We start from the raw sequence: 26,992 nt of genomic DNA, 5'->3' as shown, positions 1-26,992 counted from the left end.
AATGTCATCCGATGAAAGAACTTTCCGTGAACTCGGCCTATCCGAGAATTTGTTGCGTGCTCTTGACGAGCTAGGTTATGAAAAACCAACGCCAATCCAATCAGCCAGTATCGATCCACTTATGGCTGGCAAAGATATTTTAGGTCAAGCGCAAACAGGTACAGGTAAAACTGGCGCCTTCGCGTTACCACTATTAAACAAAGTTACCAGCCAAACGACACCGCAAATTTTAGTCTTAGCACCAACACGTGAATTAGCCGTGCAGGTTGCTGAAGCGTTCAGTAGCTATGCCAAATTTATGAAGAATTTCCACGTTCTTCCAATTTACGGCGGCCAAAGCATGCAACAACAGTTGAATGCCCTGAAACGCGGCCCACAAGTTATCGTTGGTACGCCTGGTCGTGTTATGGACCATATGCGTCGCGGCACCTTGAAACTCGACTCATTACAAGCTTTAGTGCTAGATGAAGCCGATGAAATGTTAAAAATGGGCTTCATCGATGATATCGAATGGATCCTTGAGCACACGCCAAGCGAACGCCAACTGGCGTTATTCTCTGCCACTATGCCAGAGCAAATTAAGCGTGTTGCTAACCAGCACTTACGTAATCCTGTACATGTTCGTATCGAATCAAGCCAAACTACGGTTGAGTCAATCGAACAGCGTTTTGTACAAGTATCACAACACAACAAACTTGAAGCCTTAGTACGTGTATTAGAAGTTGAAAACACTGAAGGTGTAATCATATTCGTGCGTACTCGTAACTCATGTGTTGAGTTAGCTGAAAAGTTAGAAGCCCGCGGTTATGCTTCATCACCACTACACGGTGACATGAACCAGCAAGCCCGTGAGCGTGCAGTTGACCAACTGAAACGTGGCAAGTTAGACATTCTGATCGCGACTGACGTTGCGGCCCGTGGTCTTGACGTTGAGCGTATCGGTCACGTTGTGAACTACGATATTCCGTATGATGCCGAAGCTTATGTACACCGTATTGGCCGTACAGGCCGTGCTGGCCGTACTGGTATGGCGATCCTGTTTGTGACTAGCCGTGAAATGCGCATGCTGCGCACTATCGAACGCTCAACTAACAGCCGTATTTCACCGATGAAAATCCCAAGCCCAGAGACAGTTGCAGAACGTCGTCTGTCTCGCTTAGGTGAGCAATTGGCTGAAACAATCAACGGCGATTTAGATTTCATGAAAGAAGCTGTTGCTCAATTATGCCAACAGTTAGAAGTCGATACCGATCTGCTAGCCGCTGCATTATTACAGCAAGTTCAGCAAGAACGTCCTTTGCAATTGCCAGCAATTCAAGAACGTGTTCGTGATGAACGCAGTGAGCGCACTGAACGTAGTGACCGCGGAAGTGATCGTAATGACCGTGGTGGTGAGCGTGGTGAACGCAGAAGTCGCGAACCGCGTCCAATGCCAGCAAGCTTAGGCTCAGCTGAAGCGTTGAAAGACAACCCAGATTTGAAAATGTGCCGTTACGTGATCGACGTAGGTCGTGAGAATGGTGTAGGTGTGGGTAACATCGTTGGCGCTATCGCGAACGAAGCTAACATCGACAGCCGTTACATTGGCGCAATCCAACTTTACGATGCAGTGACCACTGTTGACCTGCCAGACGGCATGCCAAAAGACGTGTTACAGCACCTACGTAAAGTACGTGTTTGTGGCAAGCCATTGAACATCCGCGAAGCTGGCGATCAAGTATTTGTTGATTCAGGCCGCAGTGCTCGTTCAGACCGTCCTGCCGGTGACCGTAAACCACGTGGCGATCGTCCAACAGGTGACCGCCCAGCGGGTGATCGTAAGCCTCGCGCTGCGTCTACTGGTGATAAGCCATTTGCTGACCGCAAACCTCGTGCAGACAAACCTGCCGGTGAGCGTAAGCCACGTAAACCACGTGAAGACTAATCTAGCTTAAGCTAGAGACTAAAAAAGGAGCCTAGGCTCCTTTTTTGTTGTCTTAACATCGCACTAGCTCAAAGCACACTGGCCAGTTGATATTTCAAGCTGATATAGTCAGTGCAAGAATGCCTAGTTTAAGGATATAAAATGGATTTTTTAGCACTGATCACTTCCCCATTTACCTCGGCACTGCCCGAACTCGCTAAGTCATGCCACAAAGATAAAACTTTATTAATCATGGTACTTGTCGGTTGCACTCTGTTTGCGGGCTTTATTGGAATGTTAGTCACAATGGCAAATTAACTTGCAGTTAAGCCAACATGTCTATTAGTGTCGACTTAGTCTTTAGCAACGCATCTAGTGTATTTCGATGAAAAAAGCCTTTAACGCCGGCCTGTTATCCGCCTTTGTCGCCCCTGGCAGCGGCCATTTTTACCTAAAACATAAACGCTCGGCACTGGTATTTTTTAGCTTAGCGGTCGTGAGTCTTGTGCTGTTGCTCATGCAAATCTATCAAGTGGCACAAGTGATCGCCTTAGATATTCAAAACGGCACCTTACCGCTTGATATTGGCGTGATTTCTGCCGAAATCACGCAACAAACCCAGACCACAATTGCCAATGCCAATGAGCTGCTCTATGGCTTTTTGCTCTGCTGGTTAGTGGCATTACTCGACAGTATTCGGCTTGGGCTTAAACAAGATAAGCTGGATACACAAAGTAACCGCTAAATATCTTTTGACTCTTAGCTAGGCCGTAGCGACAAAAGCGATTTTGATATTGACCGAATATTTTTAATCAATTGAAAAATTGGATATTAACCTTTAGCTACCATGAAAATAACACCATAAACAGTCAAGATGGATGACGATATGTTAACTGAGCAACAACACAATTTTATCCTAAGTGAAGTGTCACAACCCGTGATTACCATTGCCCGTGAGGTTAATTTTGCCGAGCGCTACGCCTCCATGTTGGTGCGCTTTCCTAAACTTCCTGGCGATTTTAATCCTAAGGTGCCGTCCGAGCGTCAACAAGCACTGGTTGCCCAGTTCCCATATCCGATTCGTTTTTATACAAGCGAGGGGGGATATTACAAGCTAAATGCGAAAAAGTTCGCCTACCCGCATATGACGCTTATGATGGAGATGCAGCAGTGGGTAGTTTTTAACTTTAACTTGTGGCGTGAAGATAAGCGCATCGGTGGCGGCTCCTATCAACAGATTGCCGTTGCAGAGCGGTTAGCGCGAGATGAAGAAATTGACTGGGATAACGACTGGCGTACACAACATCAGCCATGGTGCTATAACGAAGATCAATTACAAACGGTGCTAACAGAAAGTTTTGCACTATTTGATGACCTTTGTAAGCAATTACCTAAGTAGTCACAGGAGTTAATTGAGATATATGCGGCTAAACAGGTTAACCGCATAAGCATAAATTATTTAGGCCATGCTTTAATCAGGCTGTGGTAGCAAGAGACCAGTAAATCAGCCGCTTGGGCATAGTCTGGCACGTCTTCTGGGCAATAGAGGGCACAGTGACTACCCGCATTACGCGCAGTTTGCAGATCAAACAAATAATCGCCCACATATAAGATATCTGCGGGGGCGAGTTGCCACTGCTGGCAAATAAGATGAATACCTTCGGGATGCGGCTTAGGCTCGGCATCGTAACGGGTCAGCACTAAAGGGATATCAATACCCAGTTTTTCGATAGTGATCTGCGCCGCTTCTGGCATATTGCGAGTCAAAATAGCCAAGGGCAGTGACTTGGCCCGTAGGCATTCGATAAGCTCCCTCGCGCCATCAATCCAACTGGCCTTGAGTGAACTTTGTCTTTCGTACTCATGGACAATGTCTAACGCCTTAGCCCGTGCTTCACCCGTACTCAGACTCTCGACATGGGCCAAGATATCCGTACCAGAATGAATCCCCAACTCCCGCCGCAGCCCAGCAAAATCGGGATTAGAATGCGCTAAGGTGCCGTCGAGATCGAAGATGACGCCACGGATATCCTGAAGTTTTAATTCGCTGAGTCTAGTGATCACTGGCCTTTCCCATAGATAAAATGTCTGCGTTAGACAGCCTGCAAACGCTTCGCCTGACGATTACGATACATAGGCAGCAATTGCACCACCATCACAGACACAATAATCACGCCAATCCCCAGCAAAGATAAACCATCTAATTCATCAGCGCGGAATACTTCTGGCCACCAGCCAAGGCTCACCACTAACGCCGTGGCACTAAAGCTAAATACTGGCGTTAGGGCCAACATGGCACTAACCTGCGCCGTCGGCCAGTACTTCATCGACTGGCCAAAACAGCCATAGGCGATCAAGGTATTGGCGGCGCAAAACAGTGCTATCTGCCAATCGAAGCTGTCCATACGGACAAACTGACTAAAGTCGCTAAAGGGAGCCATTACGAAAATACCTAAGCCATAGATCACTAAGAGCACGTTCGCGGGCGACAAACGATTCAGTAAGGATTTTTGCAATAAGGCATAGCTAGTCCACGACAGTGCTGAGAACTGGATGATCATCACCCCAATCCAAACCTGATGATTATTAGCCCCAGAAAAATTTAAATTAGGATGGAAAAACATCAACATACCTAAAGCTAAGGTTGCAAAACAGCTGAGTTGTACTGCATTAAGCCGTTCCTTAAAAAACAACACACCACCAAACGCGAGGAAAAAGGGCGAAGTCTGGAAATTCAGTTGGGCGGCGCCCGGTGCGAGGTAATCGAGTGAATAAACAAAAGACACATAATTGAGCATCAAGAAGATGCCAGCAAGCACTAACCTTAACCAAACTTTGGCATCGAGTGCTGCAAATTGCTTAAGACTACCTGCGCTCCATTGGATCACTATGCTGACTAAAAGCGCGACCAGAAAACGAAACCAAGTAAGAGTCACGGGATCGATAAAGGCCGCCGAGAGCTTTAATGCTATAGGTAACATGCCCCAAAATAAAACCGCAACTGAGATGAACAGGAGCCCGAGTTGAGCATGATTATTTGCCTGAGGGGCGTTATGGCTAAGGTTCACGGAGGAGTCCAGTAGAAACCGCAAAATGGACAGCCATTCTGGCACTGAGCCAGCACAATATCTAGCCTATCATCATGGAAACATTCGCATTAGATTGGATACTTTAGCTGACACTTATACGATGCAAGTTTCAGTATCTTAAGGTTATAGGAGTATTAACCGCATTCTTGACTCAGTGGCTACTGATTTTCAACTAAAGCCAACATTGGCATTTCCCGCGTTGCCAATAACCGAGTATATTTGGCCCATAAACATGGCTTCTGCCACACACTCTCTAGGCCACTTCTTTTTAAGCTAACGCTTTAAATAGGAAAGTTAATGTTATCTACCGCCACGATCGAACAAGTTAAAACGCATATTAATACCGCAGCCAAGGAATTAGCCGAGCGCCGCGCAGCAGGCACGAGCGGCGATGTACTGATCCCAGAACTAAGGCCAACCAGCTTCGAACAGGCCTTCGCTATTCAGCAAACAGTGGCAGAAATATTTAAGGCAAGCGATAACAATCCTATCGCGGCGTGGAAATGCCTATTACCCACGGCGGAAAAAACCGTCGTAGCGCCTATTTATCAAGATGATGTGTATCAACAATCGACCACTTGCCCACTCTATCCATCGACTAAAGGTCTGGCCCGAGTCGAACCCGAACTCGCCTTCGAGATTGCTCGCGATTTACCGCCAAGAAGCACGCCTTATACAGAGGCTGAAATCGACGAGGCCTTAGGTGACATTCGTTTAGCGCTAGAATTGATCAAAAGCCGCTACCACACACCCAGTGAAGCGACGCATTTTGATGCCCTCGCCGATGGCTTAGTCAATCAAGGACTGTGGTTAGGGCCAGTGCTAAATCCGCAAGAAGGTTTAGAGACGAGCAGTTTCGAGCTCAGCGTTGATATTGCCAATGGCGAGCACCAGCAAAGCGACACACTGCAAAAATCCGCCATTCATCCCAACGGTTTCCCTAAGGCGGGACTCTACTGGTTAGTTAACTTTTTATCCGCCCAAGGCATTGGCTTAACTCAAGGGCAATATGTGATCACAGGCTCTTACGCTGGCGTCCTTGATCTGCCATTGGCACAGGTCTGCAAATTTGAATACGGCGCGCTTGGACAGTTCGCCGTGACTTTCACAGCTAAGTGATTGCGACTTATAAAGCGACAAGGCACTGATAAATAAGCGAACTCAGTTTCAGCTGGGCTCGCTTATTTTCAATCTCAGTTCTCAGTGCTCAGTTATCTGCATTCACCACAAGCATAATTAACAAAAGCCAAACTAACTTGCCTCAAAATGTACACCTATGTATCATCTAAATTCATCAATAATAAGGATATATAGAATGTCACACGGAAAAATGCTGCCAATTGCCTGTCTTCTTGCCCTCACTTTAGGCACTTCTCTTAGCGTGCATGCCTCAGAAAATAGCTTTGCCAAAGCCTATAGTGACTATCAAGCCGCCGTAGAAAAAGGCGATGCTGCAAATATTGAAGCAAGCGCAAAAACCGCTTATCTACTCGGCGAAGCCCAATATGCCAAAGACAGTGTCGACTTAGCGAATCTCGCCATGAACTGGGCCAGCGCGATAGAAAAGCAAGTCGCCCCTTACCCATTTGCAGAAAAGAATCTGCCAAAAACGGCGAAGGCAAATGAGTTGTATCAGCTCGCTCTTGCAAACTATAAAGTTCATTATGGCAAAGAAGCGCTTGAGCTTATCGACCCCTTACTGGGGACTGCACAAACCGCCGTTGAAGCCAAAGATGCAAAAAATGATTTGCTTACTGCTATCGCAATTGCTGAAAAATCCGATAAAAAGAAACTGCTCGCCGATGTAAAAATGGCCGCCTTCAACCGCTTATCAAATACAGAGCTATACACCAAAAGCGTAAGACGCTATGCCTTCGATGCCTATGATATTTATAAAGAGATTTTACCAGAGAACGCCATAGACAGAGTCAAGGCAACCTATGTGGTGGGTGCAGTTGAGTATGCAGAAAAGCATGATGACAAGGCGATGCCATTGCTTTTAGAAGTCGTGAAGCAGTTTGAAGCCCTTAACTTTAGCCATCCCTATGCCTTAAGTGCCCACGCTTATTTAGTCGAACTCTATGAGCGCCAAGGAAAGCGTGACGAGTCCACCGCCCACTGTATTGCTATCGGCAAAATGCGTCCTTGGGCCGACGCACAGGAACAACAACCTATTTTCCGTATCGTACCAGACTATCCAATGTCCTATGCTAAGCAACGTAAAAGTGGCTGGGTTCAGCTTAAATTTACTGTCGATGAACATGGGTTCGTGAAAAATCCTGAAATTTTAGCCTCTAAGGGTGGTGCTTTATTTGAAAAAAAGAGTATTGAAACCTTAAATAAATGGCGTTACGCACCCAAGTTTGAAAATGGTATAGCCGTGGAAGCACAAACTAGCGTGCAAATGGATTACACCATAAACTAATAGCCCGCTATTTCACCTCATAACCTAGCCCGTCGCTCACACTCGATGGGCTTTTTTCATCCTGCTCTGCAAGCTGCCCCAGACTTAACCCCTGCTTAAGTTGGATTAAACAAGCTTGGCAAATACACGCATCGGCAGACGGTAAAATATGGTTGATGACCCCTAGCGGCGAATCTGATGCTTGCGCTTGCAAGGCGGCCAAAGGTGGAAATGCTTGCAGAGCGCACCAACAATCCTCAATACCCTTACCTAAAATCACAGCACATTGATTCGCACCTTGGCACAGAGGGCAAATTTGCGCAGTTTCTAACTTAGGTTCTTCCAATGGCTGAGACACGGTAATCCTTATAGCAAGTTAAGTTGTTATAGCGTAAAAATTGAAGTTTGACGCTATCACAGCTCTCTATCCATATTGTGGGGCGTTTAGACAACCTGTGAAATTAACTATATAAGTTGGCTTTTACCTTCCCATACCAGCCCATAGAAATTTTGTGTTTTTCTTCTAAATCATAAACGCTGACAAGCTCATTATTACAATGATTCATCAACTCTTTTATAATCGGTGGCTCTTCAACTTCTATTGCAATTCGCTTAGCCATTAATGATTTTTGCTCATAATCGTAAACAAAATCTCGCTCTGATAGCTCAAGCTCTAATTGCAAATACTTTTGCCGTAAAGATGCGTGCAATGTTGTTTTCGCTTTTGAGTCAACCACAAGTTCTAGTGTTTGAGCCAAAGCCACCGCACAAGCCAACCATTTAGCATAAATATTGTCATTCTGATAAAAAGTCGCAAATGCCGCTGAACTCATAACAAGTGAGAAAGCAGTGACAAACTTACCAAAACGAGCATAACAATTTTGCATGTGCATGTGATAACGCACACCTAATTGTGTATTCCATAATAACTTCCAATGACGGTCATAATCATCATCAGTTGGTATTTGTTTTGAATTTGTCATATAGCCCCTTAACGTTTTGCGGGTGGCATTGGTGGTGTCGTTGCACTTTGTAAAATAGTATTTGGATTGTTACTTGCTTTATCAGAGCGATCAAACACAGGCGTTCGGCTTTCTGTTCCAGGTTGACGTTGATCATTGGGTTTAGGCTGAGGTGGATTATTTTTATTTTCCATGTAGTAAATATCTCTTGATGTTATTAAATATGTTAAATTTGTGCTTAAAGATTACCCGAAATAAACAGGTTGGCAAGCGAACTGTTTAATGAAAATAAGTTTAACAAGCCATCCATTGCTAAATTCTCTGTATTTTAAACCAACAGGTTACACAAATGTTCGAAAGGTGAGTCATGGTGATTTGCGAGACGACCGTCCGCCCCATGGCCGCTTTTTGGCATCCATGCCATCACGGCATTTGTGAATCCTTTCACATCAGACGGGGCGGTCGAGCATCCACGGATGGATTGGCTGCGTGTCGGTGAGAAAGTGCCATGACAAGCCTAAACTCTTGGGCTAATTAATAAAAAAGCCAGCAAAGCTAAATGCTTGCTGGCTTTTCTGTCTAACTTATTCACTCGCTTTATAACATCACACGAGCACTTAATCTCAGCGACTCAACTATGACTTCTTAGGAAAAATCGGATAGGACTCAGTGCCTAACACTTTGCCATCAACCGTGAGACCATAGTAATCGCTGTCATTATGGTATTTTTCCTGCGCTTGCTTTACATCACCTTTGCTACGTGGGTCCTGCGGACGCTCGTGGGAGTTGATGTAAGCGGCAACATCCCAAGCCTGTTGGTTCGTCAGCTGCATGCTCTTACCAAAGGGCATGTTTTCATAAATGAAAAATGCGGCAGTATTGACCCTGTGCATTCCCGCTCCCCAGTTATAACTTTGAGCTCCCCACAGCGGGGGCAATGCATACACACCCGCTATGGCTTGACCTTGCCCATCAACACCATGGCAAGTTTGGCAATGGGCGACATACACGGCTTTACCCCGTTCAGGTGAATAGGCTTGTTCGGGTTTTGGGATCTCAGGATAAGCTCGACCCGGCAAGTTAGCACGTTGCTCAACTGTCATCGCCTTAGCTAATGCCCCTGGTAGTGGGAAGTCATCCCGCTTAGCACCTTTGACTAACTCAGCATCACTGATCTCAGGAACAGGGCCACTGATATTAGCCTCATCCATCAAGCCGCCCATGCCTAACCAATAAGCGTAGGCAGAAAGCGCCACTAACTCAGGGCTACCTGATGCTGGGGCTTTACCATTCATCGAATAGTTAAAACAACCTTGGATGCGTTCTTCAAAGCTACTGACTTTATTGTCTTTTTTACGATACGCCGGATAAGCAAAATACGCGCCCCAGAGGGGTGATGCATTGGCTTTACGGCCTGCATCCATATGGCAATTGGTACAGTTAAGCTCATTACCCACATACTTATCACGCAGCTGTTGGGTATTCACAAACAGTTGATAACCTAAACGCACTTTGTCACCAAAGGCGCCTTCGGGAATCGCACTCAAAGGTCTAGGGGTAAGATAGGTTTGATCCGCTACCTTAGGGAAAGAAGGCAGCGGAGCTTGCTTATCTGGGCGTTCTTGTACTGGCTCAGTTTCAGCTTGCGCCTGAACGGTTAACGACCCCATCGCGGCCAGTAATAACATTGCGGAATATTTCATGGCCGGCTCCTTATTTTAAATTCGCAAAATAGTTGGCTAACGCATCAATCTCGGCGACGGTGAGCTTATTCGCGACGCTCCCCATCATGCCATCGACGTCACCTTTACGTGTTCCCGACTGCCACGCCAATAATTGCGTTTTGATATAACTCGCCTGTTGACCTGCTAAGCGAGGAAATAAGCCACCACCTAATGCAGAAGGACCATGGCAGGTCACGCAGGCTGGTAAACCACGGGACCAATCACCTTGATAGGCTAAACGGGCGGTATCGTCATTAAAAACAACTTGTTCACCGCGGATAACAGGCTTGACGTCATTGGCAGGCTTAGCTGAAAAATAGCTCGACACTTGCTCAATACCGTCACCTTGGAGCGTCATTGCCATCGGCATCATGGTCGCGTTTTGGCGAACGCCCGCTTGGAAATGTTGCAATTGTGTCGAGATATATTCTTTAGATAATCCCGCTAATCGAGGGCCAAGTGGTTCAATACCCTCGCCCCCTGCCCCATGGCAAGACACACATAACTGTGCAGCTTGTGGGATAACGTTCATCGATTGTTTGTCAGAAGGCTCGGCGGCAGCGGCATAGCCGCTACATAGCGTTAAGCCTATGACTAATGTTTTAATCTTCATGTTCTATCCTTGAAGAGAATTAAGCTCTAAAGCATAGGGGTTATTGTTATTTATGTTTGTGCTCACACACTAAACCCATTTTAAAATCAGCCGCTCATTTTTAAAACAGCCAATAAATGAGCCTTAACATTCATTAAGAGTCACTTATTGTTCAATTCAAATGGGATAAATTTACCTTACTCTGTACAAGGTTAAGCTGCAAGCCTTCAATACTTAGTGGCCTGCTCAATAACCAAATCGCGTCGATTCGAAACGATTCAATAACTTATGTATCAAATAGCATAAAAGTAACGTGCCAACGATAGCGATTAAAATACTGCTCACTCGGTATAAGGCACTGAAGATTAAGTCGTTACCTGGGGTCAAATACTGTCCAAACAAAATCCCTAACGTGGTCATAGCACCAAAACCGACACCTGAGCCATTCGCCTCACGCACATGGGCTTGGCTAAAAATCATCAGTCCAATCCACAACAAGGGGACAACTAACATCAATAGCCCTGACCAATCATAGAGCAGCAACTGCACGAGTATCCCAAACGACACCCCCAACAAAGTGCCTATGGCGCGCTTACGGGCATAGTCGAGTGCACCATTCCAATGCATGGGAAACAATAGCAAAAGAGTGGTCGCTTGAGCCGACATCGAATCCCGCAGATCAAATATTTGGAACACCAGAAATGATGCCGTCGCTATGGTCGCGCCAAGCAAGGCTTCGTGGCGCATTCGATGCGGCGCCTTAGGCCCAGATTTGTAAGCTGCTCTTGGTTCAACATCGGGCCAGAGTACCGTCATAGCGTAGGCGATAACAACTGACAGTGCTGTCGCCCAAAAGTTACTGAAAACTAAGTCGTTTAAGTCAACCCCTGGATAGCTGGCAAAGTGCAGCATGATACTGAGGCTGAGCACTCCGTTGGCACCAAAGAGAAACAAACTGCCGCGGGACATGGCCGCAAAGCGATATAAAAATAATAGGAAAACGATAGGAGTCATCATGCCGGGATGGCTGCCAAAGAAACCGCCGAGTAACCCAACCTCTAACCCAGCCATGGCAGATGAAGCTAATAATTGGCGCATAGCATGGCCATTCATCACTGGCACTAATCCGAGTAGTAGCATAGGTGTCACAGTGAAGAAGACTCCATTGCTCCAACCAAAAATTTTACACAGGGTAAAACCTAAGGTCGCGCCAGTCGCAATCCGTAAACACTGGCGTAAATCGTTGGCCGTCAATGGGCTATGGCGTAGTAACATGCTCGTCGCCTTGTTCTATCGATACATTAAATGAGGATGTTTAGCTGGCTTATGCTGCGTTCACACTTATGTTGCTTTGAAGCGTTCACTCAAGCCACTCGCGGCAAATACAAACCAACCGCGAGTCACTCGTGCTCGTCAACACAGATAAGTACTAATGGATATGCCGGTAAAGATGCTGGTAAATACGCTAGTAAACATTCTAGTAAATAGGCTAGTAAATATAGTGCAGCAAGCTGATTGCTTTAATCTGCACCTTAGCGAGCAAGCTGAACAGGCTATTCTCGGGCAGCAATTGCACAGTCGCGCGCGCACCCGCTGGCAAGCTGTTCATCGCCATACCATCTAACTCCAAATGCAGTCTCAATCTTTGGGCATCACGTACCCAACGGTCCGATTCCTGCGGCGCGGCTAAACGGCCATTGGCATCGAATTGCCCAGCACTCACGCCCGCATCGACACTGCTCACCGTCGCCCGATATAAACGCCCAGGTTCGCCATCGAACGCAATCAAAGCGGTCGAAGTCGCATTAACTCCACGCAGGCTCTTCTCGCGAAAATCGGCAATAATATCCACTTTATCCGATACCACAGCCAACAGAGGTTGCCCCACGGTCGCAAAACTCCCGACTTCTAACTGCAGGTTAGTCACTATCCCATCCTGATCTGCACGTATTTGGGTGTAAGACAGATTAAGCTCAGCTTGGGCTAAATGGTTTTGCGCCTGACGCACTTTAAGATTCTCTTCGCCATAACTGCCACGACTCACTTTGAGTTTTTCTAAACGCGCATTGGCGGCAAGCAAATTTGCTTCAGCAGCTGCGGCATCGCTATCGGCTAGCTCCTTTTGCTGCTGCGATACGCCATGGGTGGCATACAGGGCATCGAGACGTTTAGCCTCGCTGCGTTTTTGTTGTGAGGTGGTTTTATTGGCATTGACCTCGGCCTTAGCAGCCAGTAGCGAGGCATCTAACTCAGCATTATCTTGACGGGCTTGCTCTAAGGCCAATTTAGCTTGCGATACCGCTAACTCATAAGGCGCGGGATCGACTTGAAACAACAAATCGCCCTTGGCAACCGTTTGGTTATTGGTCACGGCTATGGTCTGGATTTTACCGCTGATCTGCGGTGTCACTTTAGTCACTACACGGGTCGCCATGGCTTGAGGCGTCAATGGCATCATAGTGTCGGCCAGCATGAAATAGCCAAAAACCATCACAAAGCCAAACATGGCAAATTTTACTAAACGGGCAAACTGTTGATCCGGTGTCATCTTCTTTCTCACAAAAGGGTGTCTGTAACCTTGGTTAATTTGGCGCTGGCGTTGTCGCTGATCAGGCTAATAATGCGTTCAAATTCGCTCAACTCTTCGGCACTGATCCCGCCTAATAACTCACGGCGCACTTGAATAATCCGCGCTTCCATTTGCTTTAAAACATCTAATCCCGCTGGCGTCAGGCTCACAATCCTTGCCCGCTTATCTTTGTCACAACAATGACGCTCGACTAGACCTTGCTCTTCTAATTGCCCTAAGGTGCGCATTAGCGAAGCCAATTCAATTTCTAAGGCATCGGCCAATACTTTCTGGCTCACGCTGTCGCCTAAACGCAGCAGTTTCCAAAGGGCAGTCCAACGGGGATGAGTTAATCCTAAAGGTGCCAGCTCAACATCGGCCACGGTACGCCACAGTCGATGCAGACGACCTAAATGCTCCGCCAGTGATAACTCTTTTAGTCGCTCTAATTCTTTTTGCATCTTGCCCACCCACTTAGTTAGCGTGCTAAGCATTATACTTAGTTAGCAGGCTAAGTAAATATTTAGGCCAAAAATAGATCTGTGTCCAAGGGCACGAAACGAGCGTAAGAGGGAATAAATAACTTAAAAAGGTTCGCGCCCTCTCAAATCTTATCAAGTTGTATCTCTATAATATCAAACGGATAAATTGAGTTGATTTGCACATGAATTGGAGGCTGTTTTGATAAATCTAAAAATTAGTACGAGGATCGTTATTGGGATCTGTCTATTACTGTTAACAGTAATGAGCTTTATCATGCCGCTCGTTCTCTCTGAATTCAGTCGCCAAGTTGCAGAATCCGAGCAAAGAGAACTCCATAAGATCTATGAAACCGCTGTTGCCGAGATAGCCTCATCGGGCAAGTTAGCCGAAGCAATGGCAACCATCATCTCACTCACGCCAGAAGTTCAAAGCACCTTTGCAACAGGCGAGCGTGATGAACTTACCGCCCGTACCTTACCTATATTTACCCAACTTAAGCGCGATTTTGCGGTTCAGCAATTCCAATTTCATAGGCCACCAGCCACTTCTTTTCTACGCTTGCATCGTCCCGACAAATTTGGCGATGATCTCACCAGCATACGCAAGACCATAGTTGAAACAAATAGCCAAAAGCGCCCTCTTTATGGCTTGGAATATGGAGTGGAAGGATTAGGTATTCGTGGTTTAGTTCCAATGACTTACAACGGACAACACACAGGCTCAGTTGAGTTTGGCATGTCCTTCGGTCAACCCTTTTTTGATAATTTTAAACAAGCCTATCAAGCAGAAATTGCCCTCATCTTGCCAGATGATTCTGGATATAAGTTATTTGGCGCTACATTCACGCCTGATACCCAAGCGACAGATGAACTCAATAACGTCATGCAAGGCCATGAAGTCATACGCACTATTTCCTTAAATAACAAAACCTATGCTCTGTATCGCAACGCCATAAAAGATTACTCAGGAAACGTGTTTGGCGTACTCGATATTGCGATGGATAGAACCCATTCAGAACAAGCGATAGCGGATATTCGCCTTAAGTTGATCCTTATCGGTTTAGTGGCTCTGGTCATTGGAACTGCCATTGCTTGGTTTATTGCCAAAGGGATTACTCGCCCTATCGCTGAAACCACCCAAGCCATGAATGATATCGCTGAAGGTGAAGGCGATTTAACCCGCCGAATCGCGGTAAAAGGTAAGGATGAAATTGCTGAATTATCGATGGCATTCAACCGCTTTGTAGAAAAAATTCACAACACAGTTTCCCACGTCGCCGACTCAACAAGCCTGCTCGCCACCTCTGCTGAAGAAATGTCGAGCATTACGCGGGAAACCCAGAAGATGGCGAGTCGTCAGCACCTTGAAACCGAGCAAGTTGCCACCGCAATGAATGAAATGGCCGCAACGGTACAAGAAGTTGCCCATAACGCGACCGATGCGGCCGATGCCGCCAATCATGCCAATGACTCAACCGAACAAGGCAAATTGGTTGTACAAAAAGTGGTAACCACTATCGCCATATTGGCCGAGGAAATAGCCACAGCAGCGAGTGAAATCAATGAATTAGAGCGTAATACCGCTGAAATCGATTCTGTGCTTGTGGTTATCCGTAATATTGCCGACCAAACTAATTTACTCGCACTCAATGCGGCAATTGAAGCCGCAAGGGCGGGAGAACAAGGTCGAGGATTTGCGGTCGTTGCCGATGAAGTACGCACTCTGGCGAGCCGCACTCAAGCATCTACGACGGAAATTCAGCAGATGATCGAAGCGCTTCAGCATAAAGCTAAGTCTACAGTCAATGCGATGGAAACCAGCACCCGCACCACCCAAAGCTGTGTATCCCAAGTTCACCAAGCGGGTGAAGCACTCGAAGCCATTACCCATGCGGTTTCCACCATTAGCCAGATGAATATCCAGATCGCCAGCGCTGCAAATGAGCAATGTGCGGTTTCGGCAGAGATTAATAAAAATGTTAATAACATCAATGATATTGCGACCAATGCGACAGATAGTGCGGTACAAACTGCACGCGCTGGCGATGAACTTGCCCAACTCGCAGCCCGTTTAACAACTTTATTAGCTCAATTTAGAATTTAAGCAAAACAAAACGCCGCATTCTCTGCGGCGTTTTTATTAGCTTATTTTATAAAGTTTTATTTAGGACGCACGCCTAAAGTGTGGCAAATCGCGTAGGTCAATTCGGCGCGATTTAAGGTATAGAAATGGAAATCCTTCACGCCTTCGCGGGACAGCACTTTCACCATGTCGATGGCCACGTTTGCCCCCACCAATTGGCGTGTACCCGCATCGTTTTCTAGGCCGTCGAATTGCTTATGTAACCAATTAGGTAACGACACATTGGTCATGCCAGCAAAACGTTTTAGCTGGGTAAAGTTAGTCACAGGTAAAATGCCCGGCACGATTTCAACGTCGATACCGGCGGCAACGCAGCGATCACGAAAACGCAGGTAGGATTCCACATCGAAGAAAAATTGGGTAATAGCACGGCTAGCGCCCGCATCAATCTTGCGCTTAAGGTTGATCAAATCCGCCTGTGCATTACTCGCATCGGGATGCACTTCTGGATAGGCCGCAACTGAAATATCAAAGTCAGCCACTGAGCGCAGTAAACGCACTAAATCGACCGCAAAACGGGTTGGCTTTGGGCTACCCGCGGGTAAATCACCCCGCAGTGCCACTATGTCACGAATGCCCGATTTCCAGTAATGCTTAGCCAGTTCTAACAGCTCTTCATCGCTGGCATCCACTAAGGTTAAGTGCGGCGCGGCAACGAGGTCGGTTTCCTGTTGGATACGTTCAATCACGCCATGGGTGCGGTCGCGAACACCTGAGTTAGCACCGTAAGTCACAGACACAAACTTAGGATTCAGCGGCTCTAAACGACGGATAGAGTTCCACAGGATCTGTTCCATTTCGGGGGTCGATGGCGGGAAAAACTCAAAAGAAACATTAATATCGCCATTAAGCTCAGACAAGCTCTGGTTCAGCGATTGTGAATGTTGTGCGTGATGAAAAGCCATGTGTATTTCCTCAACCGCCCTTGGCGCTACTCTTTGCTAGTATGAATTAGTTCAAATGGACGTTTGGACGTCTATATGTCCATATACTAGAGAAACTGAGATGTAAGTCAAGCCCAAAAATACCCATAAACCGCATTTAATCTCGGTTAATTCGATAGATTTATTCTAGCCAATAAAAAAGGACTCGAATGAGTCCTTTAAGCTGCTGAATTTCAGTCTACTCTTGCAAGAGATCGCGACAGATCTGGGTCAGATCCGACTGCACCGCCGCCGCGGTCACTTCGCGTCCAGCGCCCGGTCCACGGATGATCAGCGGATTACCTTGGTAGAAGACACTGCGGATCACAAACACATTATCACCAGGGGTTAAGTTGGCGTAAGGGTGATGGGTATCAATCCACTGCAAACCCACCTCGGCCTTGAGCTCTGGGCCGCTGTTGTCTAAGGATGCCACGTATCTGAGCACCTTATTTTGCTCCGCCGCCGCACCATACTGTTGCAGCAGATCGGCATCTAACTCGGCAATGCGGGTGAGAAATTGATCTAAGGGAATATCCGCCAAAGCGGCTGGCACGAGTGAGCGCAGTTCAATATCTTCGAGCTCGATTTCAAGGCCTATTTCACGGGCCAAAATAAGCAGTTTACGCTGCATATCACGACCGGAGAGATCGTCGCGGGGATCGGGTTCAGTAATGCCTAAGCCTCTGGCTTCAATCACTAATTCTGAAAATGGCTTACTAGTATCATATTTCTCAAACAACCAACACAAGGTGCCGGAGAAAATCCCGCCCACCGCTTCAACGCTATCACCGCTGTTACGCAGATCATTTAGCGCATGTTGGATGGGTAAACCTGCGCCACAGCTGGCGTTATAGCGCCAAAACAAACGACGATTACCCAGTTGCTGCTTTAACTCTCGATAGAAAGGCAATGGACCCGAGCCCGCAAGTTTATTCGCGCTCACCACATGGATGCCACGCTCGAACAGTTCTGGATATTGCAGCGTCAAACTGGCGCTGGCACTGATATCTAAGGCCACCAGCTCATCGCAGTTAACTTGCTCTAATTGCTCGAATAAATGTTCATACTGCCAAGGCGTTGCTTCAGTATTGAACTCTGTTTGCCACGCGGCAAGATTAATGCCAGTGGATTTAATCAAGGCTTTACTCGAACTGACTAAACCGACTAACTCAACACTAGCTTCGAGTTCATGGTCTAGTGAGGGTGAAACCGACTTAAACAGATCGATCCAAGCCTCACCGATATTACCCACACCGAGCAGCAGGACGCCAATGCGTTTACGCGGGCCAGCGCAGCGACGGTGAACTTTTTGGGTTAACAGATTCACCTGTGACTGGGGCACTAACGTCACTAAACTTAAATCGCCACTGAACAAAGGTTTAGCATCACGGCTCAGTAAACGCGCGAAGCTGCGGCGATAATGTTCGGCGTCGGCACTTACTAATGCGACTAAACCAAAATCTGTGTTGATCTGCTGCTCGCTGATCCCTAATGCTTCTGCCTCGGCATCGAGTAATCTTTGAACTTGTTTTTGATTCTCAGCGGTATAGGCAAGTTCAACCCTTTGATGGGCAGAGGTCCAATGGGCCAATGGCGTTAAACCCGCGGCAATCAATAAATCTAATAAACGAGTTAACTCCCCTGTGAGTTTAAAGCCGAACAGGACAACAGCATTGAGGTTAGTCACCACAGGCGCGCTCGCCGACGAACTGTGGGGTGCGATTAAGGTAAAGTCGGTGTGGGATGCATAACTTGAGCGTACCGCTAAACTCACTTCGGTATTAAACAAAGGCTGCAGAGTGCGCGAATGTAATACAGGCGAGCCTAAACGCGCTAGGCGATCGGCTTCGGCAAGTGACATGCTTTTCAGTAACTTGGCATCGTTGATTTTATTAGGATCGGCGTTGAACACCCCTTCCACATCGGTCCAAATGGTCACGCGCTCGATATCAGCGAGACTCGCAATCAGGCTGGCGCTAAAATCTGAACCATTACGACCAAGTAACAAGGTATCGCCACGCTCGTTAGCGCAGATAAATCCTGTGATCACTAAGCGTTCATTGGGATGCGCAGCTAATAGGGCTTGTACTTTAGCGCGGGATTCCTGTACCCGAATTTGTGGCACAGCGGCTTCATCGGCCACTAAAATTGAACAGGCATCCACATGGCTTGCTGCCACGCCAGATTCGCGCAGTAGCGCCGCCATTAAACGTGCCGACCAACGTTCGCCAAAGCTCACCACATGGTTGATTTGGTATTCGTTGCGCTCATCTAAGGACAACAAGCTGATGAGTTGCGCTTTATCAGTGGCCAAACGCTCACGCAGATCGCGGGCTTGTTCATTCGACAACAACTGCTCAATCAACCCCTGTTGGTAGCTGATCAGCACTTGTAATTCTTCTTGCCATAGCTGACCCGCATCACGCAGCGCTAATAATTTATACAGGAAATTCGTGCTTTTACCCGCCGCAGAGACCACCACGAGATCATCACTATGACCGTGGGTTAATAGGATATGGGCGACTCGGCGATAACAATCGGCATCCGCTAAACTGGAGCCACCAAATTTATGTAAGTGACAACGTGCCATCTATTATTCCTCTACTGACAAGCCGCAACGGCGGCTAATCCTGCTTGAATATCTGCAACTAAATCGGCGGCATCTTCAATACCCACCGATAGACGCAATAGGGTGTCCTTAATACCAGCCTCGAAGCGCGCTTGCGGCTCCATGGCTCTGTGGGTCATAGTTGCGGGCACGGCCACTAAACTTTCAACACCACCTAAACTTTCCGCCACGCTAAATAAGCTGAGTGCACCTAAAAAGGCCACCACTTCGGCCTCGCCGCCTTTGAGCTCAAAGCTCAGCATAGCGCCAAAGCCCTGTTGTTGCTTGGCCGCAATGGCGTGACCTGGATGATCCGCAAGCCCTGGGTAATAGACTTTGCTCACCACAGGGCTTTGCGTTAATACCTCAATAATACGCTGGGCATTGGCTTGATGCTCGCGAATACGCACCGCTAAGGTACGTAGGCCGCGCAGGGTCAGATAACTGTCAAAGGCTGACCCCGTTAAGCCTAGAGTGTTCGACCACCAATGTAAGCTTTCGCCGATTTGCGCGTCTTTGGCGACCACAGCGCCGCCGACCACATCGCTGTGACCATTGATATATTTAGTGGTGGAGTGGATAACGATATCCGCGCCTAACAATAGGGGTTGTTGCAATATCGGCGATAAAAAGGTGTTATCGACCACCACCAGCGCGCCGACCTCATGGCTCGCCTTAGCAATGGCTTCGATATCTACCACACGCAATAACGGGTTCGATGGGGTTTCGAGCCACACCATCTTAGGATTCTGCGCAATGGCGGCGGCTAACGCTTGGCTGTCGGTTTGGTCGACCACAATGAGCTTAAACTGGCCTTTCTTCGCCAAGTTGGTAAATAAACGGTAGGAACCGCCGTAACAATCGTGGGGCACAACTAATAGGTCATCGGGGCCGAGCAAAGTCGTCACTAAGGTGATGGCCGCCATGCCAGTGCATGTCACTATACCAGTGGCGCCCTTTTCTAATTGGGCTAATGCTTCACCTAAAATGCAGCGCGTTGGGTTGCCTGAACGACTGTAATCGAATTCGCGGGGATTTTTATGACCATCGAAGGCGTAATTAGTCGACAAATAAATCGGTGGCACAACTGCGCCATATTGAGTATCGCTTTCGATACCCTGACGCACTGCCAGTGTGGCTAATTGACGCTCTGCCATGGGGACTCCTAAATTCGGTAGACTGATAGAGATGTCTGGACGTCTAAATGTACCTAAGCCCAACGCCATCGTCAATAGGCGTGAAGACGTTTAGACGTCTGAACATAAAGAAATCTGTTTGCAATCACAAAGAAATAGTAGCAATAATTTGACTGTTCTTTGTAAGGGTTTAAAATCTGCCCCGAATTTAGCGTTATAACAGGTGAGTCAATGACTGAATGGAATGGGGAATACATCAGCCCCTATGCTGAACATGGCAAGAAGAATGAACAAGTAAAAAAAATTACTGTGTCTATTCCGCTCAAAGTGCTTAAGGTCCTCACGGACGAACGTACTCGTCGTCAGGTCAATAATTTGCGTCACGCCACCAACAGCGAGCTGTTGTGTGAGGCATTTTTGCACGCCTACACTGGCCAGCCATTGCCCAACGATGAAGATCTGTCAAAAGACAACCCAGACAGCATTCCCGCCGAAGCCAAGTTGTTGATGGATCAAATGGGAATCGAGTGGGAAGACATGGAATAGCGACTCGTCGCTTTCAAAGTCATATCACAGTGCTCATCAATAGGGATCGTTAACGATCCCTTTTTGTTTATACCCAAGCGACTTCAAACTTTAAATTTCACCATCTTGAGTTGGTTTGGGATATAGGAAATCCTATGTTTTCTATGATAGATCCACAGACACTCGCCTTAGCCTCGCTGGTCGTGTTTCTGGGCGCCTTAACCCAAAGTCTGATTGGGTTTGGGCTTGCGGTTGTCGCCAGTCCTTTGCTGTATATCGTCGATCCACAACTTGTACCTGCGCCTGTTATTGCTATGGGTTTCTCCATCGCCATGCTGACCTTAGTGCGTGAACGCGGTCACTTAGAATTCAATGGCTTGCAATATGCGCTCATAGGTCGCGTGCCCGGCGGTTTTATCGGCGCGAGTCTGTTGCTGTTTGCGCCTCAACCCATACTGGGTTTATCCATCGCCGCCATCGTGACTGTCGCAGTGATCCTCAGCCTGAATAAATTCAGCCTGCCAGTGAATAAGAAAACCCTCTTCGGTGCGGGTGTGGTTTCAGGGATCTTCGGCAATATCGCCGCGATTGGTGGCCCGCCGATGGCGATTTTGTTGGCAGGCAAAGATGCCTCGCAGTTTCGCGCAGCGCTTTCGGCCTTCTTCATTTTTAGCTCCATGATTGCACTGATCATTTTAGCAATCACTGGCTTATTAGAATTAAAACATCTGTGGCTGTCGTTGATGCTGCTCCCCTCAGTGATTTTAGGTTACTTAGTCGCAGGACGATTAGTGGGCCGTGTCGATAAAGAGAAGACAAAGATGGCGACGTTAGTCCTGTGCAGTATCAGCGCCTTAGTACTAACGGTGAAGTCGGTTATCGAGTTATTACCCCAATAAGCGTCCTGCTTGTACTGGCAAACCTTCTCAAGATTCAAACAATAAAAAAGCACTGACATTGCCAGTGCTTTTTCTTTATCTATCAATATGTAAAGCTAGATTACGCTCAGCTTAAATAGCTTTGCCCTGCGTACACAATAAAGTGTCTTAAGGCGAGTACGCCCGTTAAGCTCGCACAAGCTACCATGATCATCGCGCCCTTAGTATGGCGAGTCGCGGCGGGTAGCAGCATAAACAGCAAGGGAATACCAAAACCTATACCGACAACACCTATCCAGAACACGCTTGCCCATAGCCCAGAAGTTAACGATGCTAAGGCCGCAGCCGCCGCGCCGCCCTTGAAGTACAAGGCGCAGAACAACATGAACAGGAACAAGATTTCAATCGCCATCACAGGCAATTCTAAACCGTGCATCTTCACTAAAGTTTTGTCGTGGCTGTCAGTCTTAAACATCAGCAACGCCAGTACCGCATTGGCCGCAGCGCCCGCCGATAAACCCGACACTAAAAACAGCGCAGGCAGTACCGCAGTGTTGAGCATAGGATAGGCATTCATCGCCGAAATCAAGAAGCCAGTGTAAGCCCCTACGCCAATGGCCAGGACAAACAACAATACTTCAATCAGCTTTCGAAATGGCATAAGTAACTTAGCGATAGGTGTTAGGAAACCCAAACCCCATTTTGGTAAGTCATCCCGCAGCACAATAATGGCGTACGCAAAAGCTAAGGGAGAATACGCCAGCAGCGCCAGCACCCCGATTGCCATCACAGACTGGAAGTTATAGTGAATTAAGATCAACCAGAAGTGGAATGGTTTGGTTAAGTCAAACACTAAGCAAGCTAGACCTAAGCTAATTGCTACAGGCCCAATAATGGCTGCCGCCTTAAGAATGCTGCTTTCGGCTCCCGCGCTGAGTTCCTTATTCGCCCAGCGCAAACCAATGCCAATCAGTAAACTGCCCGCGGATAACCCCGCCATAAACAGGTAAACGGCGATGACCCAGTGCCAAGTGACAGGATCATATTGCGCCATGTCGCCCCAAGTATTGTTCATAATCAAATCCCCCCTCTTTTGGTAGGAACGCGATATACCCTAGGTTTAGTGCCCAAATGGGTTTTATCTTGGTAAGTGATTTTAGTGTTGAGCATGATGGCCACTTCACTCTGCGGATCATTAGCATCACCAAACACTAAGGCATCGGTTGGACACACAGTCACACACGCTGGCTCTTCGCCCCGTGCTAAACGCGTATCCTTACAGAAGTTACACTTGTCCGCCGCCTTGGTTTCTGGGTTCATAAAGCGCACTTTATAAGGGCACGCTGCCACACAGTACATACAACCGACACACTTCTCGGTATGGATAGAGATAATGCCATCTTCACCCACATAGGCCGCGCCTGTTGGGCACACTTTAACGCAGGGTGCATCTTCACATTGCTGGCAAGATACCCTGTGATATTTGAAATGCAGATTGGGCATCTCACCAAAGGGGCCTTCCACACGCACTTGCAGACGAGTTACGCCTTCGGGTACGCCATTTTCACTGCGACACGCCACGTTACAAGCTTGGCAGCCGATGCACTTATTCTCGTCGTGCACCATTACATATCGTTTATTCATTTAAGCCTCCGATTAGCGCTTTGCCAGCGTGACGCCCGTGGTGTGCACTGTCATGCCACACACAGGAGCAGTAACGTGCGGTAGTAAGTTACCGCAGTGGATACCTTTGCCCGTTGCTCTGACCAACTCTTTGTTTTTAGAACCAAAGCCCATGTAAGCAAACACAGTATCTTGGCGAATGCCCGGCGTGACTAAGGCATGGCCTTCTTCTGTGCCTACACTGCTGGTGAGGCGGATTGGGTCGCCATTGCTGATCCCTAATTTGCCCGCAGTAACAGGGTGAACCCACACAGCGTTATCCGACATCAGGTTAGCGAGCATAGGCACATTGTGGGTTGCACCATTGGTGTGCACCGCCACTTTGCCTTGGATAAAGTACAGCTCATCTGCTTTTTTAAGATTCACTTCGCGGAACTTGATCACCCCACGGCCCGGTGCCATGGCTTCGACTTTCGCGGAAGTGAGTTCAATTTTGCCACTCGGAGTTTTAAAGGTCAGTGCGCTGGCGTAAGTGCCGTCTTCATCGGCAGGTCGCGCATTGGGGTATGCCTTAATAAACTCGGCAACCATCTTAGGCTCGCACAACATAATTGGCTTACCGAAGCTCACAAAACCTTCGTCTTTGATCCGGCGCAGCAGGTCAGTGTCGCGGTTCACCTGCAGCATTTGCAGGGTTTCCATGTTTTCCCATGGATAGAACTCGCCAAGGCCCATAGCCACACCCACATCCTTAAAGATCTGCCAAGAAGGCTTAGTATCACCTAAGGTTTCAACGACCCGTTGGCGCACATAATAGGCCGGATTTTTACCTGACTTATCAGCAATTTCTTCATCACGTTCAAGATAAGTCGACTCAGGTAAAATCACGTCCGCATAGGCGGCGGTTTCGCTGATATACACATCACACACGGCGATAAAGTCGAGCTTTTTCATCGCTTCAACAACGCGCGCCCTGTCTGTCATGGTTTGCATTGGGTTAGTGCGTGACATCACCCAGCCGTGTAACTGGTAAGGAACAGCGCTTAATGTGGCATCGAGAATAGTTTGGTAAACGCCGCCCGATGTCCACATCATGGCGTACTGTTCTTCCACCTGATCGATACGTTTCGCTGCTGGTTTTGGCATGTCTTTCACGCCAGGTTTTGCCAATACGGGCGCAACCGCTTCACCGGCAAGCTTGTTGTAATCACCGGGTTTCTGGCCGATATAAATCCCGCCCTTACGCTCGATGTTACCAATCAAGACGTTAGCGGCGTAAAGGGCGCGGCGCATCTCAAACTCTTCGGTGGTAAAGGTGGCTCTGTGACCAAAATCGACCACTGCATGGGGCGCTTTAGCGGCATATTCGTGGGCGATACGACGGATGTCTTTGGCAGGCACATCGGAGATGGTTTCAGCCCATTCAGGGGTATAAGCTTTCACTTCGGCGGCAAAGGCTTCGAAACCTTCCACATAACGCGCGACAAATGCCTTGTCGTAAAGATTATCTTCAATCAATACATGGCATAACGCCAAGGCGACGGCCACGTCGGTACCGGGGCGAATGGCATACCATTCATCGGCCTTGTCGGCCACAATGGAGAATCTTGGCTCGAACACCACCAGCTTGGCACCTTTGTCCATTTGCGCCGCCATCATGCCGCGGGTTTCGGACATATTGATGCCTTCGTACAGGTTATGGCCGAAGTTAATGATGTATTTAGAATTACTTAAATCACGTTTGACCTTAGTGCCAAAAATAGCCTTAGCGGCAATTTCATAACCACCTGGGCAAGTCGACGCGTGGGTAAAGGTATTTGGACTACCAAAGGCGGTCGCAAGGTGAAACAAATGCTTTTCTTGTGAGCCAGATTTTGACGAGAATGCCACGGCTTCTGGGCCATGTTCTTTTTTGATTTTATTGAGGTTTTCAGCAATTAATTTATAAGCTTCATCCCAACTGATCTCAGCCCATTTACCTTCGCCGCGCTCACCGACCCGCTTTAACGGTTTAACGATACGCTGTGGATCGTACAATAAACTATGGCCTGCGCCGCCACGGGCACACACTTTACCGCCAAAAGATTTAGCGGCCTTGTTGCCACTAATGAAGACGTTTTTGCCCTCAATCACCCGCGCCGAAATCGGGCAGCGAGTCGAACACATTTCACAAATACTGGCAATGTCTTTGCCCATGCCCTTTAGCTGCTTATTCTCTAATGCCGCTAAGCTGCCCGGCAGCAGACTGGCCAGCGCACACGTGGCGCTGCTCGCTCCTGCTCCCTTTAAAAAGGTTCGCCTATTAAGCTCAATCATGGTTACCTCCATCACGCTCATCCCACCCGTCAGTCGCCACATTGGACGCCATCGAGCAGAGGTTTGCTCACTGATTTGATTACTTTTTTAGTTATAAAGCGTTAAAACAGCGCCACCATATCTTCAAAATACACGGCATACGCTGAATACACTGCTCATCCACAGAGATTGTTATCCCGAAAGAGGTAGGTGGGTATTGTGGTAAACCACATGGGGAAGCTCGGTGTGATCTACCGCAACTAAAACCTAAGACTGACCTTGAAATACGTGAATAAGATCAATAGGTCTTAAAAAACGGACAGAAAAAGCCGCCAGCTTTGGATACTGGCGGCTGAGAAGAAAACTGACATTTCAATCAATTGCGATAACACTCGTGGGATGAGCATCACTATGCTGAGTGAAAAGCTGAACGAAAACCTACCATAATCCTTAATCCATTAATTCTATATCGAGGCAGTTGAGTAGCCGAATCGCTTCGTCGCGGCTAAACTTAGCGCCTTTGATTTTATTGTTAAAAATGTCGATATCGTAATTGGATGCCTCGCTGAAATCCGCCTCCAATAATTGAGTTCGGCCAAACAGACTATGACTAAAATCCGTGTAGGTGAAATTGGCTTGATTAAAACTGCCCTCGCGAAAATCGACATCGTGGGCCTTACACTCTTCGATGATAATTTCATCGAGGGACAAACCTAAAAATGAGCAATCATTTAAGATGGATTGCTTAAAGGAAAAGGGCGCGGCAAAGGATAAACGCGACCACGCGGCGCGGGTCCAATCGATACCGACTAACTTACATTCTTCAAACTCCACCCCGCTGAACTGACACTGGGGCACTTTCACTAAACTTAAGTTGCAACGCACAAAGCGGCAATCGATAAACTTGCATTTACGGAAAGTGCTCTCGCTAAAATGGCAATCTTGAAAGTAGCAATCCTCAAACTCGATGCCCTGTAGATCTTGTGCTAATTCCGACAAGCCATTGAACTGTTTTGATAAAAAACTATTGCCTTGCAAAGCCTCGCTTTGCGCTAGTTGCGATGGCGCAAGCACTGATTGTGTAAGCTGCAAGACTTCTTTCTGTGACGACATAACACCTCTAATCCTGCCCA

At 47.5% G+C, this 26,992-nt stretch carries 26 protein-coding genes; 9 read left to right on the top strand and 17 right to left on the bottom strand.

The genetic code is table 11. The features are described 5' to 3' along the window. The first annotated feature begins 1 nt into the window (after position 1). The 4 genes from KO537_RS11610 to KO537_RS11595 all read left to right on the top strand — a co-directional run bounded on the left by KO537_RS11610 (position 2) and on the right by KO537_RS11595 (position 3,302). Positions 2–1,924 carry a DEAD/DEAH box helicase gene (locus tag KO537_RS11610; RefSeq protein WP_011847889.1) on the top strand — a complete coding sequence of 641 codons (1,923 nt, stop codon included), beginning with the start codon at positions 2–4 and terminating at the stop codon, positions 1,922–1,924. A gap of 141 nt (positions 1,925–2,065) precedes the next feature. Next, entirely contained in the window at positions 2,066–2,221 is a 156-nt protein-coding gene (locus KO537_RS11605) for a hypothetical protein (protein ID WP_219234525.1), read from the top strand. A gap of 67 nt (positions 2,222–2,288) precedes the next feature. Beyond that, positions 2,289–2,648 carry a hypothetical protein gene (locus KO537_RS11600; protein WP_198573411.1) on the top strand — a complete coding sequence of 120 codons (360 nt, stop codon included), beginning with the start codon at positions 2,289–2,291 and terminating at the stop codon, positions 2,646–2,648. A gap of 141 nt (positions 2,649–2,789) precedes the next feature. Next, positions 2,790–3,302 (top strand): hypothetical protein, encoded by a 513-nt coding sequence (locus tag KO537_RS11595; RefSeq protein ID WP_219234524.1) that lies wholly within the window; start codon positions 2,790–2,792, stop codon positions 3,300–3,302. A 56-nt stretch (positions 3,303–3,358) separates the two neighbouring features. Here the strand turns inward: KO537_RS11595 and KO537_RS11590 are convergent, their stop codons facing one another. Beyond that, a complete protein-coding gene (locus KO537_RS11590; protein WP_219234523.1) occupies positions 3,359–3,967 on the bottom strand; it encodes an HAD family hydrolase in 609 nt (202 codons plus the stop codon). A gap of 29 nt (positions 3,968–3,996) precedes the next feature. Further along, positions 3,997–4,971 (bottom strand): DMT family transporter, encoded by a 975-nt coding sequence (locus KO537_RS11585; RefSeq protein ID WP_113940039.1) that lies wholly within the window; start codon positions 4,969–4,971, stop codon positions 3,997–3,999. Between the two features lie 318 nt (positions 4,972–5,289). On the opposite strand from KO537_RS11585, the gene KO537_RS11580 reads away from it, so the two are divergent. Together KO537_RS11580 and KO537_RS11575 are read left to right on the top strand one after the other, a co-directional pair. Further along, a complete protein-coding gene (locus KO537_RS11580) occupies positions 5,290–6,111 on the top strand; it encodes a hydratase (protein ID WP_219234522.1) in 822 nt (273 codons plus the stop codon). A 196-nt stretch (positions 6,112–6,307) separates the two neighbouring features. Further along, entirely contained in the window at positions 6,308–7,417 is a 1,110-nt protein-coding gene (locus KO537_RS11575) for an energy transducer TonB (RefSeq protein WP_219234521.1), read from the top strand. 7 nt (positions 7,418–7,424) lie between these two features. Here the strand turns inward: KO537_RS11575 and KO537_RS11570 are convergent, their stop codons facing one another. The 8 genes from KO537_RS11570 to slyA all read right to left on the bottom strand — a co-directional run bounded on the left by KO537_RS11570 (position 7,425) and on the right by slyA (position 13,704). Then, positions 7,425–7,754 carry a cysteine-rich CWC family protein gene (locus KO537_RS11570; RefSeq protein WP_219234520.1) on the bottom strand — a complete coding sequence of 110 codons (330 nt, stop codon included), beginning with the start codon at positions 7,752–7,754 and terminating at the stop codon, positions 7,425–7,427. A 103-nt stretch (positions 7,755–7,857) separates the two neighbouring features. Further along, positions 7,858–8,379 (bottom strand): hypothetical protein, encoded by a 522-nt coding sequence (locus KO537_RS11565; protein WP_219234519.1) that lies wholly within the window; start codon positions 8,377–8,379, stop codon positions 7,858–7,860. 8 nt (positions 8,380–8,387) lie between these two features. Beyond that, positions 8,388–8,552, bottom strand: coding sequence for a hypothetical protein (locus KO537_RS11560; RefSeq protein WP_219234518.1), 165 nt, complete (start codon positions 8,550–8,552; stop codon positions 8,388–8,390). Between the two features lie 441 nt (positions 8,553–8,993). Further along, the gene (locus tag KO537_RS11555; RefSeq protein ID WP_219234517.1) at positions 8,994–10,061 is read right to left on the bottom strand and encodes a c-type cytochrome; all 1,068 of its coding nucleotides are present in this window, start codon (positions 10,059–10,061) and stop codon (positions 8,994–8,996) included. A 10-nt stretch (positions 10,062–10,071) separates the two neighbouring features. Next, positions 10,072–10,695 (bottom strand): c-type cytochrome, encoded by a 624-nt coding sequence (locus KO537_RS11550; RefSeq protein WP_219234516.1) that lies wholly within the window; start codon positions 10,693–10,695, stop codon positions 10,072–10,074. Between the two features lie 225 nt (positions 10,696–10,920). Next, on the bottom strand, positions 10,921–11,949 hold the full coding sequence (locus KO537_RS11545; protein ID WP_219234515.1) for a DUF2955 domain-containing protein: 1,029 nt from the start codon (positions 11,947–11,949) through the stop codon (positions 10,921–10,923). Positions 11,950–12,163: 214 nt separating this feature from the next. Then, positions 12,164–13,222: an HlyD family secretion protein gene (locus tag KO537_RS11540; protein WP_173496470.1), complete on the bottom strand. Its 1,059-nt coding sequence runs from the start codon at positions 13,220–13,222 to the stop codon at positions 12,164–12,166. Between the two features lie 8 nt (positions 13,223–13,230). Then, positions 13,231–13,704, bottom strand: coding sequence for a transcriptional regulator SlyA (slyA, locus tag KO537_RS11535; RefSeq protein ID WP_105251323.1), 474 nt, complete (start codon positions 13,702–13,704; stop codon positions 13,231–13,233). Positions 13,705–13,927: 223 nt separating this feature from the next. Here slyA and KO537_RS11530 point away from each other — a divergent pair, with 223 nt between their 5' ends. Next, positions 13,928–15,829: a methyl-accepting chemotaxis protein gene (locus KO537_RS11530; RefSeq protein WP_219234544.1), complete on the top strand. Its 1,902-nt coding sequence runs from the start codon at positions 13,928–13,930 to the stop codon at positions 15,827–15,829. Positions 15,830–15,885: 56 nt separating this feature from the next. Here the strand turns inward: KO537_RS11530 and metF are convergent, their stop codons facing one another. From metF to metB, 3 genes are all read right to left on the bottom strand, one after another. Beyond that, positions 15,886–16,773, bottom strand: a complete 888-nt coding sequence (metF, locus tag KO537_RS11525; RefSeq protein ID WP_012088154.1) for a methylenetetrahydrofolate reductase — start codon at positions 16,771–16,773, stop codon at positions 15,886–15,888. 217 nt (positions 16,774–16,990) lie between these two features. After that, positions 16,991–19,384: a bifunctional aspartate kinase/homoserine dehydrogenase II gene (locus KO537_RS11520; RefSeq protein ID WP_105251321.1), complete on the bottom strand. Its 2,394-nt coding sequence runs from the start codon at positions 19,382–19,384 to the stop codon at positions 16,991–16,993. 11 nt (positions 19,385–19,395) lie between these two features. Continuing rightward, positions 19,396–20,559 carry a cystathionine gamma-synthase gene (gene metB, locus KO537_RS11515; RefSeq protein ID WP_198573399.1) on the bottom strand — a complete coding sequence of 388 codons (1,164 nt, stop codon included), beginning with the start codon at positions 20,557–20,559 and terminating at the stop codon, positions 19,396–19,398. A 210-nt stretch (positions 20,560–20,769) separates the two neighbouring features. On the opposite strand from metB, the gene metJ reads away from it, so the two are divergent. Further along, positions 20,770–21,084, top strand: coding sequence for a met regulon transcriptional regulator MetJ (gene metJ, locus KO537_RS11510; protein WP_105251319.1), 315 nt, complete (start codon positions 20,770–20,772; stop codon positions 21,082–21,084). A gap of 134 nt (positions 21,085–21,218) precedes the next feature. Then, complete coding sequence (locus tag KO537_RS11505; RefSeq protein WP_219234514.1) at positions 21,219–21,962, top strand: sulfite exporter TauE/SafE family protein; 744 nt, start codon at positions 21,219–21,221, stop codon at positions 21,960–21,962. A gap of 106 nt (positions 21,963–22,068) precedes the next feature. On the opposite strand, the gene nrfD is transcribed toward KO537_RS11505, so the two are convergent. The 4 genes from nrfD to KO537_RS11485 form a co-directional block, all read right to left on the bottom strand. After that, positions 22,069–23,016 carry an NrfD/PsrC family molybdoenzyme membrane anchor subunit gene (gene nrfD / locus KO537_RS11500; protein ID WP_105251317.1) on the bottom strand — a complete coding sequence of 316 codons (948 nt, stop codon included), beginning with the start codon at positions 23,014–23,016 and terminating at the stop codon, positions 22,069–22,071. A 2-nt stretch (positions 23,017–23,018) separates the two neighbouring features. After that, entirely contained in the window at positions 23,019–23,585 is a 567-nt protein-coding gene (locus KO537_RS11495; protein WP_219234513.1) for a 4Fe-4S dicluster domain-containing protein, read from the bottom strand. A gap of 12 nt (positions 23,586–23,597) precedes the next feature. Then, positions 23,598–25,880: a thiosulfate reductase PhsA gene (phsA, locus tag KO537_RS11490; RefSeq protein WP_105251315.1), complete on the bottom strand. Its 2,283-nt coding sequence runs from the start codon at positions 25,878–25,880 to the stop codon at positions 23,598–23,600. 429 nt (positions 25,881–26,309) lie between these two features. Continuing rightward, a complete protein-coding gene (locus tag KO537_RS11485; RefSeq protein WP_219234512.1) occupies positions 26,310–26,972 on the bottom strand; it encodes a pentapeptide repeat-containing protein in 663 nt (220 codons plus the stop codon). Positions 26,973–26,992 lie beyond the last annotated feature (20 nt).

Source organism: Shewanella sp. NKUCC01_JLK (genome assembly GCF_019345615.1).
In the GTDB taxonomy this organism is placed as follows: domain Bacteria; phylum Pseudomonadota; class Gammaproteobacteria; order Enterobacterales; family Shewanellaceae; genus Shewanella; species Shewanella oncorhynchi.
This window is presented reverse-complemented; position numbering and strand designations above follow the sequence as displayed.

Coding starts and splice junctions, on each gene's coding strand:
- nrfD (WP_105251317.1), bottom strand. CDS start 23,016: ATGAACAATACTTGGGGCGACATGGCGCAATATGATCCTGTCACTTGG.
- KO537_RS11605 (WP_219234525.1), top strand. CDS start 2,066: ATGGATTTTTTAGCACTGATCACTTCCCCATTTACCTCGGCACTGCCC.
- KO537_RS11520 (WP_105251321.1), bottom strand. CDS start 19,384: ATGGCACGTTGTCACTTACATAAATTTGGTGGCTCCAGTTTAGCGGAT.
- KO537_RS11595 (WP_219234524.1), top strand. CDS start 2,790: ATGTTAACTGAGCAACAACACAATTTTATCCTAAGTGAAGTGTCACAA.
- metB (WP_198573399.1), bottom strand. CDS start 20,559: ATGGCAGAGCGTCAATTAGCCACACTGGCAGTGCGTCAGGGTATCGAA.
- KO537_RS11600 (WP_198573411.1), top strand. CDS start 2,289: ATGAAAAAAGCCTTTAACGCCGGCCTGTTATCCGCCTTTGTCGCCCCT.
- KO537_RS11550 (WP_219234516.1), bottom strand. CDS start 10,695: ATGAAGATTAAAACATTAGTCATAGGCTTAACGCTATGTAGCGGCTAT.
- metF (WP_012088154.1), bottom strand. CDS start 16,773: ATGGCTTTTCATCACGCACAACATTCACAATCGCTGAACCAGAGCTTG.
- KO537_RS11545 (WP_219234515.1), bottom strand. CDS start 11,949: ATGTTACTACGCCATAGCCCATTGACGGCCAACGATTTACGCCAGTGT.
- KO537_RS11565 (WP_219234519.1), bottom strand. CDS start 8,379: ATGACAAATTCAAAACAAATACCAACTGATGATGATTATGACCGTCAT.
- phsA (WP_105251315.1), bottom strand. CDS start 25,880: ATGATTGAGCTTAATAGGCGAACCTTTTTAAAGGGAGCAGGAGCGAGC.
- slyA (WP_105251323.1), bottom strand. CDS start 13,704: ATGCAAAAAGAATTAGAGCGACTAAAAGAGTTATCACTGGCGGAGCAT.
- KO537_RS11485 (WP_219234512.1), bottom strand. CDS start 26,972: ATGTCGTCACAGAAAGAAGTCTTGCAGCTTACACAATCAGTGCTTGCG.
- KO537_RS11610 (WP_011847889.1), top strand. CDS start 2: ATGTCATCCGATGAAAGAACTTTCCGTGAACTCGGCCTATCCGAGAAT.
- KO537_RS11495 (WP_219234513.1), bottom strand. CDS start 23,585: ATGAATAAACGATATGTAATGGTGCACGACGAGAATAAGTGCATCGGC.
- KO537_RS11575 (WP_219234521.1), top strand. CDS start 6,308: ATGTCACACGGAAAAATGCTGCCAATTGCCTGTCTTCTTGCCCTCACT.
- KO537_RS11580 (WP_219234522.1), top strand. CDS start 5,290: ATGTTATCTACCGCCACGATCGAACAAGTTAAAACGCATATTAATACC.
- metJ (WP_105251319.1), top strand. CDS start 20,770: ATGACTGAATGGAATGGGGAATACATCAGCCCCTATGCTGAACATGGC.
- KO537_RS11540 (WP_173496470.1), bottom strand. CDS start 13,222: ATGACACCGGATCAACAGTTTGCCCGTTTAGTAAAATTTGCCATGTTT.
- KO537_RS11555 (WP_219234517.1), bottom strand. CDS start 10,061: ATGAAATATTCCGCAATGTTATTACTGGCCGCGATGGGGTCGTTAACC.
- KO537_RS11560 (WP_219234518.1), bottom strand. CDS start 8,552: ATGGAAAATAAAAATAATCCACCTCAGCCTAAACCCAATGATCAACGT.
- KO537_RS11505 (WP_219234514.1), top strand. CDS start 21,219: ATGTTTTCTATGATAGATCCACAGACACTCGCCTTAGCCTCGCTGGTC.